Genomic DNA, 16647 nt, shown 5'->3' on the forward strand with positions numbered 1-16647 from the left:
CTTACTCCTTACCGCAAGCTCTGCGGATCGCATGACGGAAACTGTTTTCTTCAAAGCTGTCCCGTCGAGCGGCTACGTGCTGATCCGGGCGGATCAGATACACAGCGCTGGTTGCATTACCCAAGTAACGACGTTTGAGAGCCAGCGTCAGGTCGTCTTTGACCGACAACGCCAGCCGGGTGACCTCAATCCCATCCTCTTCCAGAGTGTCTGGGGCATCGGCATCAATGGTCAGCAAGGTAAATTTGCCCGCCAGCTTGGGCAGAAGGAATTCATCGCCCAGCGGGGCATCCGGGCAGGCCGACCCCGGGCGTGTGCAGGCTGGGCCGTTCAGCGCATCGGCCGAGTTCAAAGAAGACCCGTCATACGTGCAGGGTTGGCTCAAGCGCCCGGAATTCACCAGTGGTCGGGCAAATTCATACTGTTCGCTTAGATCCAGAACCGCATCGCGCAGAAGCCGCGACATCTCGGATTTTGGCGTGATGAAATCGGTCGACCGGCTGGATTTCTGGATATTTTCGTCGGCCCCCTGCACGCGTTCCGCGTTGTAGGTGTCCAACAGGCTTTCAGGGGCTTTGCCCTCGAGCACAAGCTTCAGTTTCCAGCACAGATTGTCGGTATCTTGCAGGCCCGAGTTTGCCCCGCGTGCGCCAAAGGGGCTGACCTGATGCGCGCTGTCGCCTGCAAACAGGACACGCCCCTTGCGGAAGCTTTCCATGCGGCGACACTGGAAGGTATAGATCGAGACCCATTCCAGCTGGAACTCGACGTCTTCGCCCAGCATCGCCTTGAGGCGTGGGATGACATTCTCGGGGCGCTTTTCACGCTCCTTGTCGATGTCCCAGCCCAATTGCAGGTCGATGCGCCAGACGTTGTCAGGCTGTTTATGGAGCAGTGCAGATTGACCGCGATTGAACGGTGGGTCGAACCAGAACCAGCGTTCTGATGGGAAATCGGCATCCATGATCACATCCGCGATCAGGAAGTTGTCTTCGAATACACGCCCTTCGAAATCAATGCCCAGCATCCGGCGGGTGGGAGAGGTGGCTCCGTCGCAAGCGATCAGCCATTCAGCCTCAAGCGTGTAGGGGCCTTCGGGGGTCTCGACCTCCATCCGAACGTGATCCTCGTGCGTGCCAATGGCCTCGACCTTGTTGCGCCCACGAATTTCTATCGGTGCGCCTTCTGCCTGCAGCTCGTGAACCCGTTGAACGAAGTAATCTTCGAAATGGTATTGCTGCAGGTTGATGAAAGCCGGATTGGCATATCCCTCATCCGGTTGCAGGTTGAAATCATAGACCTGACGATCATCGAAAAAGACCTTGCCGCGATCCCACAACACGCCTTTGTCGACCAAGCGGTGTCCACATCCCAGACGGTCGGCAATTTCCAAAGTGCGCTGAGAAAAACAAATGGCGCGACTGCCGAAACTGACCTTGTCGTTCTCGTCCAGAACCACAACTTCGATCCCTTGTTGGGCCAGATCGATGGCGGCGGCCAAACCAACCGGACCGGCACCAATCACGATGACCTTGCGCCTGACGGGCGTGGGACTGTCCTGATCCGGGCTGCGTTCATAGCCGTAAAGCGGTGTTTCAAAGATCTTGTTCATGGGCTCCCCCCAAGCAGACGCACCAAAGTGCTGCATATCCTGTCCTCCGGCGACAGGCGCCGGAGGCCTTGGCTTATGGTTTCATCGAATCCCGCCGCGTAAAACGATCTGGATCAAACCGGGTCGTTTTGTCATCCTTGCAGGGCTTCCCACATCTCAAGGTCGCGCTGGGCGGTCCAGATACGCGGCGTGTCGATGCCACGTGCCTCGTCATAGGCGCGCGCCACGTTGAACGGCAGGCAGTGTTCGTAGATCGCGTAGTCAGCGAATTTCGGATCACACTCGGCGCGTACGGCGTCCCAGGCTTCTTTCAGAGATCCTCCACGCGCCGCCACCTTGGCGGCAGGACGGTAGGTGCTGCTGACGAAATCGCGGGTATTTTCAATGGCCGCATTGACCATATCCTTACCAACCAGCGCGTCGCCGCGACCCGGAGCGATGGCGTCGACATCGAACCATTTGATCGCATCCAGCGTGTCACCCCAGTCGCTGAAGTGCCCATCGCCGCAATAGCAGGCCGAATGGTATTCGACGATGTCACCGGTAAACATCACGTTCTGGTCTGGCACATGAATTACGATATCACCGGCAGTGTGCGCACGGCCCAGATGCATCAGATCCACGCGACGGTTGCCCAGATAGACGGTCATCGTGTCGCTGAACGTGGTGGTGGGCCAGGTCAGGCCCGGGATGCTTTCGTGCCCTTCGAACAGGCGAGGAAACCGTTGGAATTCGCTGTCCCAATCCTCTTGCCCGCGTTCCACGACCATGGCGCGGGCCATGTCTGACATCAGGACTTGCTGTGCGCCAAACGCGCTTGCGCCCAGAACGCGAACGGCGTGGTAGTGGGTCAGTGCCACATGCGTGATCGGCTTGTCTGTAACTGATCGAACGCACTCGATCACCTTGTTGGCCAGACGCGGTGTCGCCTGCGCCTCGACAATCATCACGCTGTCATCGCCGATGATGACGCCCGAGTTCGGGTCGCCTTCGGCCGTAAAGGCATAGAGCCCTTGGCCCACCTCGGTGAAGCTGATCTTTTTCTCCGACATGTCCCCCTGGGACGCGAATGCTTTGGCCATCTTGGTATTGTCCTTTTGCGTTTGCGCGGAAGGCTGCGGTTGGAAGCCTCCGGCGGGAGTATTTGGAAAAAGATGAAGTCAGTGCGTCATCGTTCGAAAGGGGAAGTAAGGGCAGGCAGAACGGTGCCAACACAGTCACCGAAGCCGATTGTATAGCCGTCGCCTTTGGCCGCACCGGTCAAGGTGAGTGTGTCGCCGTCCTCGATGAAGCTGCGGGTTTCGCCGCTGTCCAGCGTCAGAGGTTCCTTGCCGCCCCAGCTGAGTTCCAGCAACGAACCGCGTTCGGGTTTGGTTGGTCCGGAAATGGTGCCCGACCCCAGCAAATCACCTGCATTCATCGGACAGCCGGACGTCGTGTGATGGGCCAGTTGCTGCGCGGCGGAATAGTACATCTGGTTGTAGTTGGTCTGTGCAATTGTCGTGGCAGGCTGCCCGGCAGGTGCCATGGTGATCGACAGATCAATGTCATAGAGCATCGGGCCGCAGTCTTTCAGGTGATCCAGCAACTCGAACTCACGGGCCGGCGTGTCACAGCGGAAAGGCTCCAGCGCTGCCTTGGTGACAATCCAGGGGCTGATTGATGTTGCGGTGGCTTTGGCCTGAAACGGACCGAGTGGCTGGTATTCCCAAGCCTGGATGTCGCGCGCAGACCAGTCGTTCAGCAGGACGTAGCCAAATATATTGTCGTCCGCCTCTTGCACCGAGATCGGACCCTCCGAAGGGGTGCCGACAATCGCGCCCATCTCAAGCTCGATGTCAAAACGACGGCTGGGCAGAAAGGCAGGCAGCTCTTGTTCTGGCGCTTTTAGCTGTCCCCAAGGGCGGCGAATATCCGTACCCGAAACAACGACCGAAGACGCGCGTCCGTTGTACCCAATGGGAATATGCAGCCAGTTCGGCGGCAATGCGTTTTCCGGCCCCCGGAACATCGTGCCCACGTTGAAGGCGTGGTTCCGGCCTGCGTAGAAATCGGTGTATTCGCTGACCGCGAAGGGCAGGTGCATCTCGGCGTCGTCTTGTTTGACAAGCAATGGTTCAACCTTGCTTTGCTCGTCCGAGCCCTCGGTCAGAAGGCTGATCAGACGTTCCCGCAGGGCGGCCCAGACAGCGGGACCTTCCTCCATTAGTGGGTTCCAGAACGGCATGTCGAACAGGGGCTCATCGCATAGGGTGATCAACCCTTCGGATTCGGCGGCGGTGACGTCGAGGATCATATCCCCAATGGCCACGCCGCAGCGCGGATCGTCGCCCTCGGTCGAGAAGACGCCATAAGGCAGGTTGTTCAGTGGGAACGGATGTGCCGCGTCATTGGCCGACGTCACCCAGGATGTCATTAGAGGCATACGATGTCCCTGTTTTGTTGGTTAAGTTGAGGGGCGAAGGGATTTCAGCCCCAACAAGATAGCAGCCAGGATCATGAAGCTGCCGCCAATGCGGTCAAGCCACAGCTTTGCAGGACCTTGCAAACGGCGGGCCAGCCAGCTTGCGCTGCCGCCATATGCGGTCAGAAACATCCCGTCCATGACCAGATAGGTGGCCGAAAGAATGGCGAATTGCGGCCAGAAAGGCAGTGCTCCGTCAATGAACAGTGGGAACAGCGCTGCAAAAAAGACCACGGCTTTGGGATTCGCGGCAGAGGTAATAAACCCCTGCATCCAAAGCGATTTGCGACTTGTCTTGGGCGCGGTTTGCGTATCAGACACGCGCGCTTTGAGGATCTGTTTAACCCCAAGATAAACCAGATAGGCCACACCAAGCCATTTGATGACTGTCAGCGCGGTTGCGGATGTGGCAATCAGGGCGGCCAGGCCAAGCCCCGCCGCCAACATCTGCAGAAAGTTCGCCGTCAGATCTCCGACAGCGGTGAATAGCCCGCGCCGAAGCCCGTTGGTGGCTGAGTTTGACAACATCAGCAATTGGCTGGGTCCCGGTGTGCTCATCAGCAGCAGGACGGTTGCCACATAGGTGAACCAGATATCCAAGCTCATTTCTTACCCGGTGTTCCGTCGAACTTTTTCTCGAGCGATGTCCAGCAGTCGATATAGTCATCCTGCAACGGCGCTTCGGTGGCGGCAAATGGCGTCAGATGCTGCGGGAAGCGGGTTTCGAACATGAACGACATTGTCTTGTCCAGCTTGTCCGGTCCCAGGTTGGAATATGAAGCCTTGTCAAAGGCTTCCCTGTCGGGACCATGCGGGATCATCATGTTGTGCAGACTGGTGCCACCGGGCACGAAGCCGTGTGGTTTTGCGTCATACTGGCCGTAAATGTTGCCCATGAGCTCGGACATGATGTTTTTGTGGTACCACGGCGGGCGGAACGTGTCCTCCATCACCATCCAGCGTTCGCGGAACAGAACAAAGTCGATATTGGCCGTGCCGGGCTGGCCAGACGGTGCCGTCAGAACCGTAAAGATCGACGGGTCGGGATGGTCGAACAGGATCGCGCCAACCGGGCAATAATTTCGCAAGTCATATTTGTAGGGCGCATAGTTGCCGTGCCACGCAACCACATCCAGCGGGCTGTGCCCGATCTTGGTGGTGTGGAACTGGCCGCACCATTTGATCGTCACGGTCGACGGCGTTTCGCGATCTTCAAACGCAGCTACGGGCGCTTTGAAGTCGCGCGGGTTGGCCATGCAGTTTGCGCCAATCGGGCCGCGGCCCGGCAGCTCGAACTTTTGCCCGTAGTTTTCGCAGACAAAACCGCGCGCGGGGCCTTCCAGAACCTCGACCCGGTACAGCAGACCACGCGGAATGATCGCGATCTCTTTGGGTTCCAGATCGATGATACCCAGCTCGGTCGCAAAACGCAGGCGTCCTTCCTGCGGAACAACCAACAGCTCGGAATCGGCCGAGAAGAAGTAGTCATCCACCATGGATTCGGTGACCAGATAGATGTGGCTGGCCATGCCCACTTGCGTGTTCACATCCCCCGCCGTGGTCATGGTCCGCATCCCGGTCATCCAGTTCAGACCTTCATCAGAATGTGGGACGGGATCCCAGCGATACTGACCCAGGCTGATCACATCCGGGTCGATGCACGGTGCCGATTTCCAATAGGGGAGGTCGATTTTTTCGTAACGATGTGAATGCTTCACCGATGGGCGAATACGATAACACCAAGTGCGTTCGGGCGGGTTCGCAGTGAAAGCGGTGCCGCTCAGCTGCTCTCCGTAAAGGCCATAGTTGCACCGCTGTGGGCTGTTCATCCCTTGTGGCAGCGCGTCGGGCAGGGCCTCGGTCTCAAAGTCGTTTCCAAAGCCGGGCATATAGCCGGCATGTGTGCCGACCGGCGTTGCAGCCTGCGTCAGCATATGCGGATCACTCGGACGATTCATGATGGTTTCCTCCGTTTGCTGCTTGTCGGGTAATAGTTGATTTTGTAACTAACAAGCATGTCACACGTAGAATCCAAAAAAAATGATGAGTTTGATCTGCAAAATTTTCTGCCCTTCCTGCTGAACCAGGCGGCTGAACAGGCGTCATTGGAATTTCAGAGCGTATACAAAGGCCGTTATGGGATGCTCAGAACCGAATGGCGGGTGCTGTTTCATCTCGGGCTATTTGGCGAGATGACCGCGAAAGAGATTTGCGAACGTGCCAGAATGCACAAGACCAAGATCAGCCGCGCGGTCGCCAAGCTGGAACAGCGTCGTTACTTGAAACGCACACGCGATGAAGCGGACCGGCGTGCAGAATGGCTGACACTAACACCGGCTGGGCAAACCGTGTATCGTGACTTGCATGGCGTCGCCGCAGACTATGATGCGAAACTGTCGGGCCTGTTTGAAGCGGAGGAAGCCGCTCTGCTGCGTAAAATGCTGCAAAGATTGGCTGGTTTGGACTGACCACTGGCAATTGATGTGCATGATCCCCAGATGGGATACATGCTTGATACGGACACAAATATGACCTCGTTAGACTCTTCGTCGGTGCCCACACACAAGCTGATCGATTGGTTGGTCAATAAGGGGCTTGAAGGGGCCGGGCAGGAAGAATTGCTGGAAGGCTTTTGCACCCGGCTGGTCGATATGGGCATCCCGTTGATGCGCTTTCACGCAGCCCAGTCCACTTTGCACCCAGTTTACGGCGGTATGGGTTACAGTTGGTACAACGGCACAGGCGGTGAATTCGAGCGGTTTGAAAATACCGATGAACCCAGCGAGGTTTGGCAGCAAAGTCCGCTGTATGCCCTGTTGCATGAGGATCTGGATGAAATCCGGGTCAAACTGGTCGAACATAATGAACCCAGTCGCTTTCCGCTGTTGAACGACCTGCGGGAAATCGGGGCAACCGATTATTATGCCACGGGCTTGTCTTTTGAAGGGGCTAAGCAGTTGCGCCCCAATGGCGCAAAGAAGGTCAGCGATGGCGTTCTGATGTCCTGGACCAGTGACGCACCAACCGGTTTTGACGACGGCGATCTGAACCAAATCCACACCGTTCTGCCGCATTTGGGTCTGGCGCTTAAGTCCGCCAAGAACCAGAACCTGACCAAAGATCTGATGCGTGTTTACCTGGGCCGCGATGCCGGTCGTCGGGTTCTGTCTGGTGAAATCCAGCGCGGGTCTTTGCAGCAGATCGATGCGGTAATTTGGAATTTCGACCTCGAAGGCTTCACCACCCTGTCAGAGGATCTACCGGGGCACGAGATTATTGACATGCTAAACGACTATCTGGCCGTGGCAGTGGGCGTGGTGCATGACAGGGGCGGTAATATCCTGAAATTCATGGGCGATGGTCTGATGGCCATGTTCGATGTCGGCGAAATCGACGAAGACGCCCGCGCCGCGCTGAGCGCGGTTCCCCTTTTGCAGTCGCGTATGGATGCGTTGAACGCTCAACGACAGGAGCAAGGCCTGCCAGTGGCCAATTACACGCTGGCTCTGCATTCAGGCGAAATTCTCTATGGCAATATCGGTTCCGAGACGCGGTTGGATTTCACAGTCATCGGCCCGGCCGTCAATCAGGCCGCCCGTATTGCGGGGATGCACCGGTCACTGGGACAGAGGATCCTGATCTCAGACGACGTCGCCCGCGCCGCACAACCCTGCGTGCAAGAGCTTGTGTCAGTGGGTCGTTACATGCTGCGCGGAGTGAACGAACCGAAAGAGTTGTTTACGGTGTACAGTCCCAGTGGGCAATCCGTAACCGATTGAAACTGAGCCTGTTCCTAAGTTGATGGACCTTGCAGAACGTCTTGGTTCCTTCCTTCTGCGGTCGTACCCTACATTGACGCTATTGGCTGCATGAACAAGGCCGAGGGTGTGTCGTTCGGCAAGCGCAGGTCACATGGTAATCGTCGATCGCATCTCGGGCAAAAAGCTATCGGTTTCCAGCATCGAATATGCGTTCGCCCTGCTCGTCAATCACCTGCTTCGCCTTGGTGATGCTGAAGCTCTCGGCCTGATCCCGGCTTTCAAAGACATCTGCCCGGATCACCGCTTGTGTTCTTCGTTCTCCGTCGATGGTCTTTTCGATTCGGGCCGAAAGGCGATACTTGCCACCCTCGGCAATCAGGTCTGGGAAGATTTCGAACCCTTTGTATGCGACCGGCTCAGGACCCGACTTTTCGCCGCCACCAAAGAGTTTTGAGAAGAGTGACATGGACCAGCTCCTTTCAGCTTGTTTGGATCAGAGACTAACGCGGCTAGGGGCGGGGTTGAAGTGCGCTGTACGGTTGGTTCACCGGATCCTCGATTCTATTGCATCCTGGCTGCCAACGCAAAGCGCCTAGAGCAGCCACTCAGTGCTGGAATCCAACTGCTGGATTTGTTTACACAGCGTCCGACAGGGCCTTGGATCAGAAATCGATCTCCACGCCCGGCAAGCTCAGCTCTTTCATCATGTCGCGCAGTTCCTGACGGGCGGCGATGTTCGAGATGTTCAACTGCTTTACGCCGATATCCTTGAGATCCAGCAGGGTCAGGCCACGGGGGAACAGTTCGCGGAAGATAACCCGTTCGGAAAAGCCCGAAGCGACGCGAAAGCCGATGCGCTGAGACAGCATCTCGATCGCGCGCTGCATCTTTTCCTTGTTGACCATACGCTGCGTGCCGACCCGGTTGCGGACCACGACCCAGTCGATGGGTTTCAGCCCAGCTTGGGCCCGTAACTGACGCGCGTTCCAGACCATTTCGGAATAGACCGATGGGCCGAGGATCTTTTCCCCCTTCGAGTCGATCCGCGCCAAAAGGTCGAAGTCGATGAAGCTGTCGTTCAGCGGCGTGATCAGCGTGTCGGCCAACGAGTGCGCCACCTGGCTGAGACGGGTGTGAGAGCCCGGGCAGTCGATCAGGATGAAGTCGCTGTCGCTTTCCAGTTGCGATACAGCGGCGGACAGGCGGTGGTCATAGATGTTCTCGCCGGGTTTCAGCGTGGCGGCATCGATCTCGGGCAGGTCGTGATGACGCGGGCTGGGCAGGGTCAGGTCCGAGCTTTTGAGGAAGTTGTTCCGGTTCTCGAAATAGCGCCCCAGACTGCGCTGGCGCAAGTCCAGATCCAGCGTGCTGACCTTGTGCCCCAATCGGGCCAGCGCGGTTGCCACATGCATCGACACGGTCGATTTGCCTGCGCCACCCTTTTCGTTCCCGACCACGATGATATGTGCCATGCTTGTATTCCCAAGTCCCGCCGTGCTTCGCTACACGTTGTTGGCACCCACTATATGTTGTGTCGCGTTGGAAGGAAAGAACCTCAAGCGGCGGTTTCGGGCAATATCAGACCCTATTTTGGAAAACCCTGCGCGGTGCGCGGGTTACGGGCGCGCGCTTGCCAATGTGCCGGACCTGATTCACAGTCAGCATGCTGGTTGAGCAGGGAGAAAGCAGCTTGGAACACCTGTTCCTGAACGTCTTGAACGTGGTTTTGCCGGTCCTGATCTGCGCCGGGATTGGCTATGGCCTTGCGCTGATTCACGCGCCCTTTGACAACAAGGTGATCGGTGGGATCGTCTCAAAGGTGGGCTATCCTACGCTGATTATTTCGCACCTTTCGACGACCAATTTAGCTGTAGGTACTTTTCTGGACATGATGACCGCTGCTGCTTTGGCGGTGGCAGGGTTCGGTGTGTTGGGTTTCGTCGCCCTAAAGGCCCTGCGCCTGCCGGTCAGGGCGTTTCTGACGCCGTTGATGCACGGAAATGTTGGCAACATAGGTTTGCCAATCACCCTGTTGGCACTGGGTGATGCAGGTATGGCTTACACGATGGCGTTTGTGGTGGTTGTGCTGATCAGCATCTTTACCGTTGGGATGTGGATCCCGGCCGGAGAGTTCTCGCCCCGGAAACTGGTTTCTTCACCGATTATTTATGCCGTAGCGCTTTCACTGATCCTGATGGCGACAGGAACCAGCCTGCCGCAGCCGATTGCAAAATCTTTTGATATTCTGGGAGGACTGTCGATTCCGCTGATGTTGCTGACATTGGGTCATACCTTGGCGACATTGCAGGTCAAAAGCCTGGGACGGGCGATCACATTAACGCTGATGCACCTAGTGATGGCCGTTGTCATCGCCAGCTCTTTGATCTGGCTGTTCGGGTTTACGGGATCGGAACGGGGCGCTTTGATTCTGTGCTGCCTGATGCCGTCGTCTGTGGCGACCTATCTCTTCATCGATCAGCATGTACCGGAATACGGGCCAGATGTGGCAGGCTTCATTCTGGTCTCGACATTGGCGACAATACTGGTGCTTCCGGTGGCGCTGTCCTACTGGATCTGACACTCGGCAATGCCATTTTCGTGACTTGTAACCCTTTGACGCCTGACCGACTATGCCCGGTAAATCATACAGTATTCAAAAGGGCTCCACTTATGATCGGATATGTAACCATCGGCGTTTCCAACATGGACGCCGCCAAAACATTTTACACTTCACTGTTCGAAGACATAGGCGCGCAGGTTCTGATCGATGCGGGCCGTATCGTATTTATCGGAAATGACCCGACGGCACCGATGCTGGCCGTATGCGAACCATATGATGGCAATGACTGCGCGTCCGGAAATGGCAATATGATATCTTTTCCTGCCGACACCAAAGAGTCCGTTTCCGCAATGTATGACAAAGCGATCAGCCTTGGCGCGACAGACGAAGGCGAGCCCGGGCAACGCGTGCCGGACCGGTTTTATGGTGCATATGTGCGGGACCCTGACGGCAACAAGCTTTGTTTTTATGTCTTCGGTTGAAGCCGGATTAAGCCCAGGCAAGAAAAAAGGCCGCCCGATGGGGCGGCCTTTCGCATTTCATTTCGGTCAAGCTTAGAAGCCCAGACCTTCGTATTTCTTTTTGAACTTCGACACACGGCCGCCGGCGTCCATCAGGCGCGACGAGCCACCGGTCCATGCCGGGTGCGAAGAGGGGTCGATTTCCAGAGCCAGCTGGTCGCCTTCTGCGCCCCAGGTGGATTTCATCTGAACCACGGTGCCATCGGTCATTTTGACGTTGATGACGTGATAATCGGGATGGATGTCTTTTTTCATCTTTCCGCTCCTTACGCCTCGGCGCCAGCCTTGGGCTTGTAGTTGGTGACTTCTGCGATACGTGCAGATTTACCGCGACGGGTGCGCAGATAGTACAGTTTGGCGCGACGGACGCGGCCACGGCGGACAACGGTGATGCTGTCAATGTTGGTCGAGTACAGCGGGAACACACGTTCCACGCCTTCGCCAAACGAAATTTTGCGAACGGTGAACGAACCGGCAATGCCATTGCCGTTGTTGCGCGCGATGCAGACGCCTTCATAGTTCTGCACACGGGTGCGCGACCCTTCGGTCACCTTATAGCCGACACGGATGGTGTCACCGGCTTTGAAGTCGGGGATGTCTTTCCCCAGGGCGGCAATCTGTTCCGCCTCAAGCTGTGCGATCAGGTCCATCGCAGGTACTCCTATCTGCTCGTGGTTGGTCCACGAAGTTTGGGCACGGCCTGAGAGCTCTTGGTCTTCATCGGGTCCTGCACGCAGCCCGCCAGAGGTCAGATCGACTGTTCCTTAAGTCCGGTTCCATCTGACACCTCCCTGCCGAAGAAAGCTGGGCGTTACGCCATGATGCAAACCAAAACACCGGAGTCGCAGATTGCGGCACCGGATTGCGGTCGTTTAAGGGGATTGTACGCAGGGATCAAGAGCAAATCGCATCGAATTACCGGGCAATACTGGTGGGATTCCGCCAGTCGCAAACTGCAGCGTTGCCTTGCCTCTCAGATCAGGCATTCTGAGGCAAATTGAAAGAGCAGAATTTAAGACAGGACTTCAAGGATGCGAATTGCATTTGTGCTGGCAGTTTCGGCTGCTTTGCTTGTGTCATGCGGACGCGGTGGCCCGAAGCCTCAGGCGGTCGAGCCTGTGCCGGGCGTGGACCGGACAGCGCCGTCGGTGATTTACCCCGATTTTGGTGACGCTGATCCGCATGATTGGGAGGGCCGTCATCCCGGCCTGTATCCTATCCATGGTCTTGACGTTTCTCGTTGGCAGGGGGCAATAGACTGGCGCAGGGCCAAAGCTTCGGGTGTGAGCTTTGTGTTCATGAAAGCAACCGAGGGCGGGGATGTGGCCGATCCGATGTTCGATGACCATCGACGCGGCGCACAGGCCGCCGGTGTGCCTTGGGGGGCTTACCACTACTACTATTTCTGTCGTTCGGCCCGCGAACAGGCCCGTTGGTTCATCCGCAACGTTCCCAAAGGCGCGGACTTACCGCATGTGTTGGACATGGAATGGACGCCGCATTCGAAGACCTGCACCTTGCGTCCCGACGGCAAAACCGTTCGCGCCGAGGCGCAACGGTTCCTGGACATTTTAGAACGGCACTATGGTCGTCGTCCCATTGTCTATACAACAGTAGACTTCTTTGAAGATACCGACATCGCTCGCCTGCCAAAGACCGAGTTCTGGTTGCGTTCGGTCGCCGGTCATCCGCGTGAGGTTTATCCGCGCACCGTATGGCGGTTTTGGCAGTATACCGGCACAGGGTTGGTGCCGGGGGTTCAGGGCAGGGTGGACATCAACGCCTTCAACGGCACGCCGGAAAACTGGGCCAGATGGAAGGCCAGGCCTTAGATCTTCGGCGTTCCGTAAGTTTCAATCGTACCGCCGCTGACCAGATGATCCAATCGCCGCTCGCGTTCTTCCCCAAATGCGTTGCGCAGCCAAAAGGACTCACCCGTGCTAAGCTCGCGACGTTCAAAGCCGCGTTCACGCAGGCAGCGGTCCACCTGATCAATTTCGCCCTGCACACGCAGTTCGTCTTGAAACGGGGCGGTTACGGCTGGCCCGATAATGATTCCCCAAAGAAGAATATTGGTCGCATAGCCGCCGATGACCGCGCTGCTACCACCTTCGTCTGCTTCTTGAGAACAGGAATCTACCGCAACCCGCGCAGAGTGCAGATTATGGCCCGCTTGTGTGGGAACAGACATCCCAAGTGGTTTTGTGGTGCAGGCCGAAGCAGCCAACAACGTGCCAAGCAATAGCTTTTTCATAATGTAGTCAGTCTCACTTCAATCTTTCTCGCCCACGAATCCTATGGGCCTAGAAAGTGAATAAATTGAGGCGCGCTCAACTTCAAATGGCAATCCGACAAAGAATTAGTCTGCGGCATCGCCGCCACATCCCTGTCCTTTAGTCCTGTTTTCCGGGCTTGGATTTTACATACTCTGCCCAGATGTCGGGACGTCGATCGCGGGTGATATCTTCTGCCATTTTGTGACGCCATTCCGCAATGCGACCATGGTGACCTGACATCAAAACCTCAGGGATTGGGTGCCCTTTCCAGTCTGCGGGGCGTGTGTATTGCGGGTGTTCCAGCAGGCCCGAGGAAAAGCTTTCTTCCTCGGTAGAAGCCTGATTGCCCAGAACGCCGGGGATCAGACGAACGGTCGCGTCGATCAGAGCTTGCGCCGCGATTTCCCCGCCGGTCATTACAAAGTCACCCAGCGATACTTCCTGTACCCCGTAGTGCTCCAATACCCGCTCGTCCACACCTTCGAAGCGGCCGCACAACAAGGTCATGCCATCGCATCGAGCGAGGTTCTGCATCATGCGCTGGTCCATGCGTCGCCCGCGCGGACTAAGGTAGATAAGAGGCCAATTGCCATGAACACCCGCCATCGTATGTTCAATAGCTTCACCAAGAACATCCGCGCGCAGCACCATGCCAGCACCGCCACCGGCTGGCGTGTCATCGACGTTGCGGTGCTTGCCAACGCCGAACTGCCGCAGGTCCACCGTCTCGAGCTGCCACAAGCCTTCCTGCAAAGCCTTGCCAGTCAGGCTTTCGCCCAGCACTCCGGGAAAGGCTGTCGGAAACAGCGTGATGATCTTTGATTTCCAGACCCCGTGCAAATCCGGCGTCGGCGTCATCAGTTCACGCGGTTTCAAAGTCGGCCGGATCGCTTTTCGGCCGTGGGATTTGCTGGGTTTGTCTGTCATGTCTGGCGGGCCAGTTCGGTCTGGGCAGTTTGAATCAAAGCCTTCTTCTGGGTGATCAAAGCGGCTTCGTCCAGTGATGAACGGTTCAAAGACAGCATTTCCTGCAACACCTCGTCAGAAAAGCTGGGGCTTACGCGTGCAGGACCTCGAAGCAGCGCAGCTTTCTCGGGCGGCAGATCCAGGAAATTGGCAAACGGCGCACCTGCTCCGAGGGGATGGTTCTGCACCTGTTCCAAAAACGCAGTCTGGACGGTGATGGTCGGTAGCCGATCCCTGATCGTGTCTGCAGTTTCTTGCAACGTGGGCAGATGCGCCAAATCAGAGCAGAAACCGTCCAGATCCTGCACGATCCGAGTTTGGTGCAGATCATGAGCCCACAGGCTGCGCAGCCACGCCTCGCGCTGGCGCAGAGACAGGTAGACAGTGATATCGACCTCGTCGCCCAGAAATCGTCGGCGCAGCACACTGACCAGCGTCTCGGCCAGTTCGGGTGCGGCCCCATAACCTTCCTCGCGGTTTCTGCTGGGGCGCAGGCCCAGGAAGTTTTCTTCGCTCAGGATCAGGCCCCGGCGTTCGCCAAAATCCAAACCGTCCAAAAAGGTTTGAACTTGTCCGCCAAACCCGGCCAGCGTCGCGTCCAGCCGATAGATTGAATGGCGCGTTGCGACCTCGCTCAGCCCGGACTTGCGGGTTTTGTAGGGTAGAACCAATGCAAAGCGGGGCCAGATCAATTCACGGTTTTCATGCAGAAACGACTGTACTGCGGTCATGCCTGTCTTGTGCAGGCCCAGATGCAGCAATATGCGCCGCATCAGATCAGACCTTCGGGCGGGTCAGCCACGATACGGCCTTGCTCAAGATCCACCGTTGGCACCACTTGCAGCGTAAAAGGCAGCAGAACGGTGGATTTCAAACCCGGCCCATGCAGTTCCAGCAAGTCCGCAGCGCCATGGTTCTGTACGGATTTGACTTTGCCCAGCAGCGTGCCGCCGGTGTCATAGACATCCAGTCCGATCAGGTCGGTGTGATAAAACTCATCATCGGGAAGCGAAGGCAACTGATCGCGCCGCGCAAACAGGCGCAGACCGTTCAGCGCATCGGCTTCTTCCTTGGTTTCGACCCCGCCCAGACGTGCCGCAAACCCGTTTTTGATGGTGCGCGTCAAAACAACCGGAAAGCGCTGTTCGCCGGTCTCATCTGTCAGTGGAGAGTAGTGTTCAATATCTTCGGGCACGGCGCAAAAGCTTTTCAGGCGCACTTCGCCGCGTACGCCGTAAGACCCCGCAACGCTGCCGACGCAGATCAGATCACTCATTGGACGCGCCTGTTGTCAAACAAATCCCGTTTCTCCATTCGCCAAGGCCTTCGCAGGCTTCGCGTTGATTGTTGCGTTCGAAGAACACGCCGACAATAAAGGCGATCAGCAGCAAAATGGGAAGTCGAATCAATCCGAACATGGGACCTTACCGTGTTTCGACCGCCAGGGATTGGGCACGGTTTTCCCAGCCTACCTGTTCCAGTTCCGGTGTGTCTGATACCTGTTCAGGCCATCCGACGCAGAAGTATCCGATCAGTCGCCAGTCTTCCGGCACGCTCAGATCGCGTATCATTTGCTCGGGATCCAGGATCGACACCCAACCCAGTCCCAACCCCTCGGCCCGCAAGGCCAGCCAGAACAGTGTGATTGCCGAAACAACAGAGTAACGCCGCATCTCGGGCATTGTGCCCGCACCCAGCCCCATGCCTTTGTCGGTGCTGTCGTCGCAGAATACAGCCAGTTGCACGGGGGCCTCTTGCATCCCGGACAGTTTCAGGCGGCTGTAAAGCTGCGCCTTGTCGCCGGAATACCCCGCCAGCGCATCATCGTTGGCAGTTTGGAAATTCTTCAGCGCGGCAGCGCGGGCTGCTTCGCTTTCGACGCGGATCACGCGCCAGGGTTCGCTGAGCCCCACCGAAGGGGCCAGTTGAAATGCGTCGAGGCAGCGCAACAGCACTGCCTCGTCCACGGTGTCGGTGCGGAACCGGCGCACATCACGCCGGAGCCGCAACAACAGGTCAAACTGCGTGCGAAAATCGTCGGTGAAAGTCTGATCCCGCACGCGTTACCCTTCTTACTCTTCTGCAGCCGCTTCTTCAGCCGGTGCAGCCGCCGCTTCGGCAGCTTCAGCAGCCTTGGCCGCTTTTTCTTCTGCGCGTTCCTGAGCTTTCTTGCCCGGGGTGCCCTTGTTGGGGTTGTTACGCTCGGCTTTTTCACGGGTGCCGGCAGCTTCCAGCATACGCGCGATACGGTCGGTGGGCTGAGCGCCCTGATCCAGCCAGTACTGGATGCGCTCCATGTTCATTTTCACGCGCTCTTCGCTGTCTTTCGGCAGCAGCGGGTTGTAGGTGCCCAGTTTCTCGATGAAACGGCCGTCACGGGGCATGCGGCTGTCAGCAGCCACGATGCGATAGAAGGGACGCTTTTTCGAGCCGCCGCGGGCGAGACGAATTTTCATTGCCATGGTGGTATCTCCTTTGAATGGCATC

21 protein-coding genes are annotated in these 16647 nt (G+C 57.2%); 5 read left to right on the plus strand and 16 right to left on the minus strand.

What is annotated here, in order from left to right; all coding sequences use genetic code 11:
- Position 1: 1 nt before the first annotated feature.
- The 5 genes from GS646_RS02960 to hmgA form a co-directional block, all read right to left on the minus strand.
- Entirely contained in the window at positions 2 to 1612 is a 1611-nt protein-coding gene (locus tag GS646_RS02960; protein ID WP_171648501.1) for an FAD-dependent oxidoreductase, read from the minus strand.
- A gap of 131 nt (positions 1613 to 1743) precedes the next feature.
- Positions 1744 to 2694: an MBL fold metallo-hydrolase gene (locus GS646_RS02965; protein ID WP_171188839.1), complete on the minus strand. Its 951-nt coding sequence runs from the start codon at positions 2692 to 2694 to the stop codon at positions 1744 to 1746.
- A gap of 86 nt (positions 2695 to 2780) precedes the next feature.
- Positions 2781 to 4037, minus strand: coding sequence for a fumarylacetoacetase (gene fahA, locus GS646_RS02970; RefSeq protein WP_171648499.1), 1257 nt, complete (start codon positions 4035 to 4037; stop codon positions 2781 to 2783).
- A 21-nt stretch (positions 4038 to 4058) separates the two neighbouring features.
- Entirely contained in the window at positions 4059 to 4682 is a 624-nt protein-coding gene (locus GS646_RS02975) for a LysE family translocator (RefSeq protein ID WP_171188843.1), read from the minus strand.
- Positions 4679 to 6034: a homogentisate 1,2-dioxygenase gene (gene hmgA / locus GS646_RS02980; protein ID WP_171648497.1), complete on the minus strand. Its 1356-nt coding sequence runs from the start codon at positions 6032 to 6034 to the stop codon at positions 4679 to 4681. Before hmgA ends, GS646_RS02975 begins: the two co-directional genes overlap by 4 nt.
- 57 nt (positions 6035 to 6091) lie before the next feature.
- Here hmgA and GS646_RS02985 point away from each other — a divergent pair, with 57 nt between their 5' ends.
- Together GS646_RS02985 and GS646_RS02990 are read left to right on the plus strand one after the other, a co-directional pair.
- Positions 6092 to 6544, plus strand: coding sequence for a MarR family winged helix-turn-helix transcriptional regulator (locus GS646_RS02985; protein ID WP_171188845.1), 453 nt, complete (start codon positions 6092 to 6094; stop codon positions 6542 to 6544).
- A gap of 60 nt (positions 6545 to 6604) precedes the next feature.
- Positions 6605 to 7855 carry an adenylate/guanylate cyclase domain-containing protein gene (locus GS646_RS02990; protein WP_171188848.1) on the plus strand — a complete coding sequence of 417 codons (1251 nt, stop codon included), beginning with the start codon at positions 6605 to 6607 and terminating at the stop codon, positions 7853 to 7855.
- A 166-nt stretch (positions 7856 to 8021) separates the two neighbouring features.
- Here GS646_RS02990 and GS646_RS02995 read toward each other — a convergent pair whose 3' ends face one another.
- Positions 8022 to 8303: an HlyU family transcriptional regulator gene (locus tag GS646_RS02995; RefSeq protein WP_171188850.1), complete on the minus strand. Its 282-nt coding sequence runs from the start codon at positions 8301 to 8303 to the stop codon at positions 8022 to 8024.
- 196 nt (positions 8304 to 8499) lie between these two features.
- Positions 8500 to 9309, minus strand: a complete 810-nt coding sequence (locus tag GS646_RS03000) for a division plane positioning ATPase MipZ (protein ID WP_171096222.1) — start codon at positions 9307 to 9309, stop codon at positions 8500 to 8502.
- 218 nt (positions 9310 to 9527) lie between these two features.
- Between GS646_RS03000 and GS646_RS03005 the strand changes: the two genes are divergently transcribed.
- Together GS646_RS03005 and GS646_RS03010 are read left to right on the plus strand one after the other, a co-directional pair.
- Positions 9528 to 10415: an AEC family transporter gene (locus tag GS646_RS03005; protein WP_171188852.1), complete on the plus strand. Its 888-nt coding sequence runs from the start codon at positions 9528 to 9530 to the stop codon at positions 10413 to 10415.
- A gap of 92 nt (positions 10416 to 10507) precedes the next feature.
- Positions 10508 to 10879 carry a VOC family protein gene (locus GS646_RS03010; RefSeq protein ID WP_171188854.1) on the plus strand — a complete coding sequence of 124 codons (372 nt, stop codon included), beginning with the start codon at positions 10508 to 10510 and terminating at the stop codon, positions 10877 to 10879.
- A 72-nt stretch (positions 10880 to 10951) separates the two neighbouring features.
- Here GS646_RS03010 and rpmE read toward each other — a convergent pair whose 3' ends face one another.
- Complete coding sequence (rpmE, locus tag GS646_RS03015) at positions 10952 to 11173, minus strand: 50S ribosomal protein L31 (RefSeq protein ID WP_170428949.1); 222 nt, start codon at positions 11171 to 11173, stop codon at positions 10952 to 10954.
- An 11-nt stretch (positions 11174 to 11184) separates the two neighbouring features.
- On the minus strand, positions 11185 to 11568 hold the full coding sequence (gene rplS / locus GS646_RS03020; RefSeq protein WP_152457026.1) for a 50S ribosomal protein L19: 384 nt from the start codon (positions 11566 to 11568) through the stop codon (positions 11185 to 11187).
- Positions 11569 to 11949: 381 nt separating this feature from the next.
- Here rplS and GS646_RS03025 point away from each other — a divergent pair, with 381 nt between their 5' ends.
- Positions 11950 to 12750 carry a GH25 family lysozyme gene (locus GS646_RS03025; RefSeq protein ID WP_171188856.1) on the plus strand — a complete coding sequence of 267 codons (801 nt, stop codon included), beginning with the start codon at positions 11950 to 11952 and terminating at the stop codon, positions 12748 to 12750.
- Here the strand turns inward: GS646_RS03025 and GS646_RS03030 are convergent.
- From GS646_RS03030 to rpsP, 7 genes are all read right to left on the minus strand, one after another.
- Positions 12747 to 13172 (minus strand): hypothetical protein, encoded by a 426-nt coding sequence (locus GS646_RS03030; protein ID WP_171188858.1) that lies wholly within the window; start codon positions 13170 to 13172, stop codon positions 12747 to 12749. The two genes, GS646_RS03025 and GS646_RS03030, sit on opposite strands and share 4 nt — an antisense overlap.
- A gap of 139 nt (positions 13173 to 13311) precedes the next feature.
- Positions 13312 to 14121, minus strand: a complete 810-nt coding sequence (gene trmD / locus GS646_RS03035; RefSeq protein ID WP_171188860.1) for a tRNA (guanosine(37)-N1)-methyltransferase TrmD — start codon at positions 14119 to 14121, stop codon at positions 13312 to 13314.
- On the minus strand, positions 14118 to 14933 hold the full coding sequence (locus GS646_RS03040) for a hypothetical protein (RefSeq protein WP_171648495.1): 816 nt from the start codon (positions 14931 to 14933) through the stop codon (positions 14118 to 14120). The genes trmD and GS646_RS03040 overlap by 4 nt, the downstream gene beginning before the upstream one ends.
- Positions 14933 to 15436 carry a ribosome maturation factor RimM gene (rimM, locus tag GS646_RS03045; RefSeq protein WP_171096208.1) on the minus strand — a complete coding sequence of 168 codons (504 nt, stop codon included), beginning with the start codon at positions 15434 to 15436 and terminating at the stop codon, positions 14933 to 14935. The genes GS646_RS03040 and rimM overlap by 1 nt, the downstream gene beginning before the upstream one ends.
- Complete coding sequence (locus tag GS646_RS03050; protein WP_171096206.1) at positions 15429 to 15578, minus strand: hypothetical protein; 150 nt, start codon at positions 15576 to 15578, stop codon at positions 15429 to 15431. The genes rimM and GS646_RS03050 overlap by 8 nt, the downstream gene beginning before the upstream one ends.
- 6 nt (positions 15579 to 15584) lie before the next feature.
- Positions 15585 to 16220, minus strand: a complete 636-nt coding sequence (gene bluB / locus GS646_RS03055) for a 5,6-dimethylbenzimidazole synthase (protein ID WP_171188864.1) — start codon at positions 16218 to 16220, stop codon at positions 15585 to 15587.
- Positions 16221 to 16232: 12 nt separating this feature from the next.
- The gene (gene rpsP, locus GS646_RS03060) at positions 16233 to 16622 is read right to left on the minus strand and encodes a 30S ribosomal protein S16 (RefSeq protein WP_170388164.1); all 390 of its coding nucleotides are present in this window, start codon (positions 16620 to 16622) and stop codon (positions 16233 to 16235) included.
- Positions 16623 to 16647: the final 25 nt, after the last annotated feature.

The sequence above is a fragment of the Ruegeria sp. HKCCD4315 genome, from assembly GCF_013112245.1.
Lineage (GTDB): Bacteria > Pseudomonadota > Alphaproteobacteria > Rhodobacterales > Rhodobacteraceae > Ruegeria.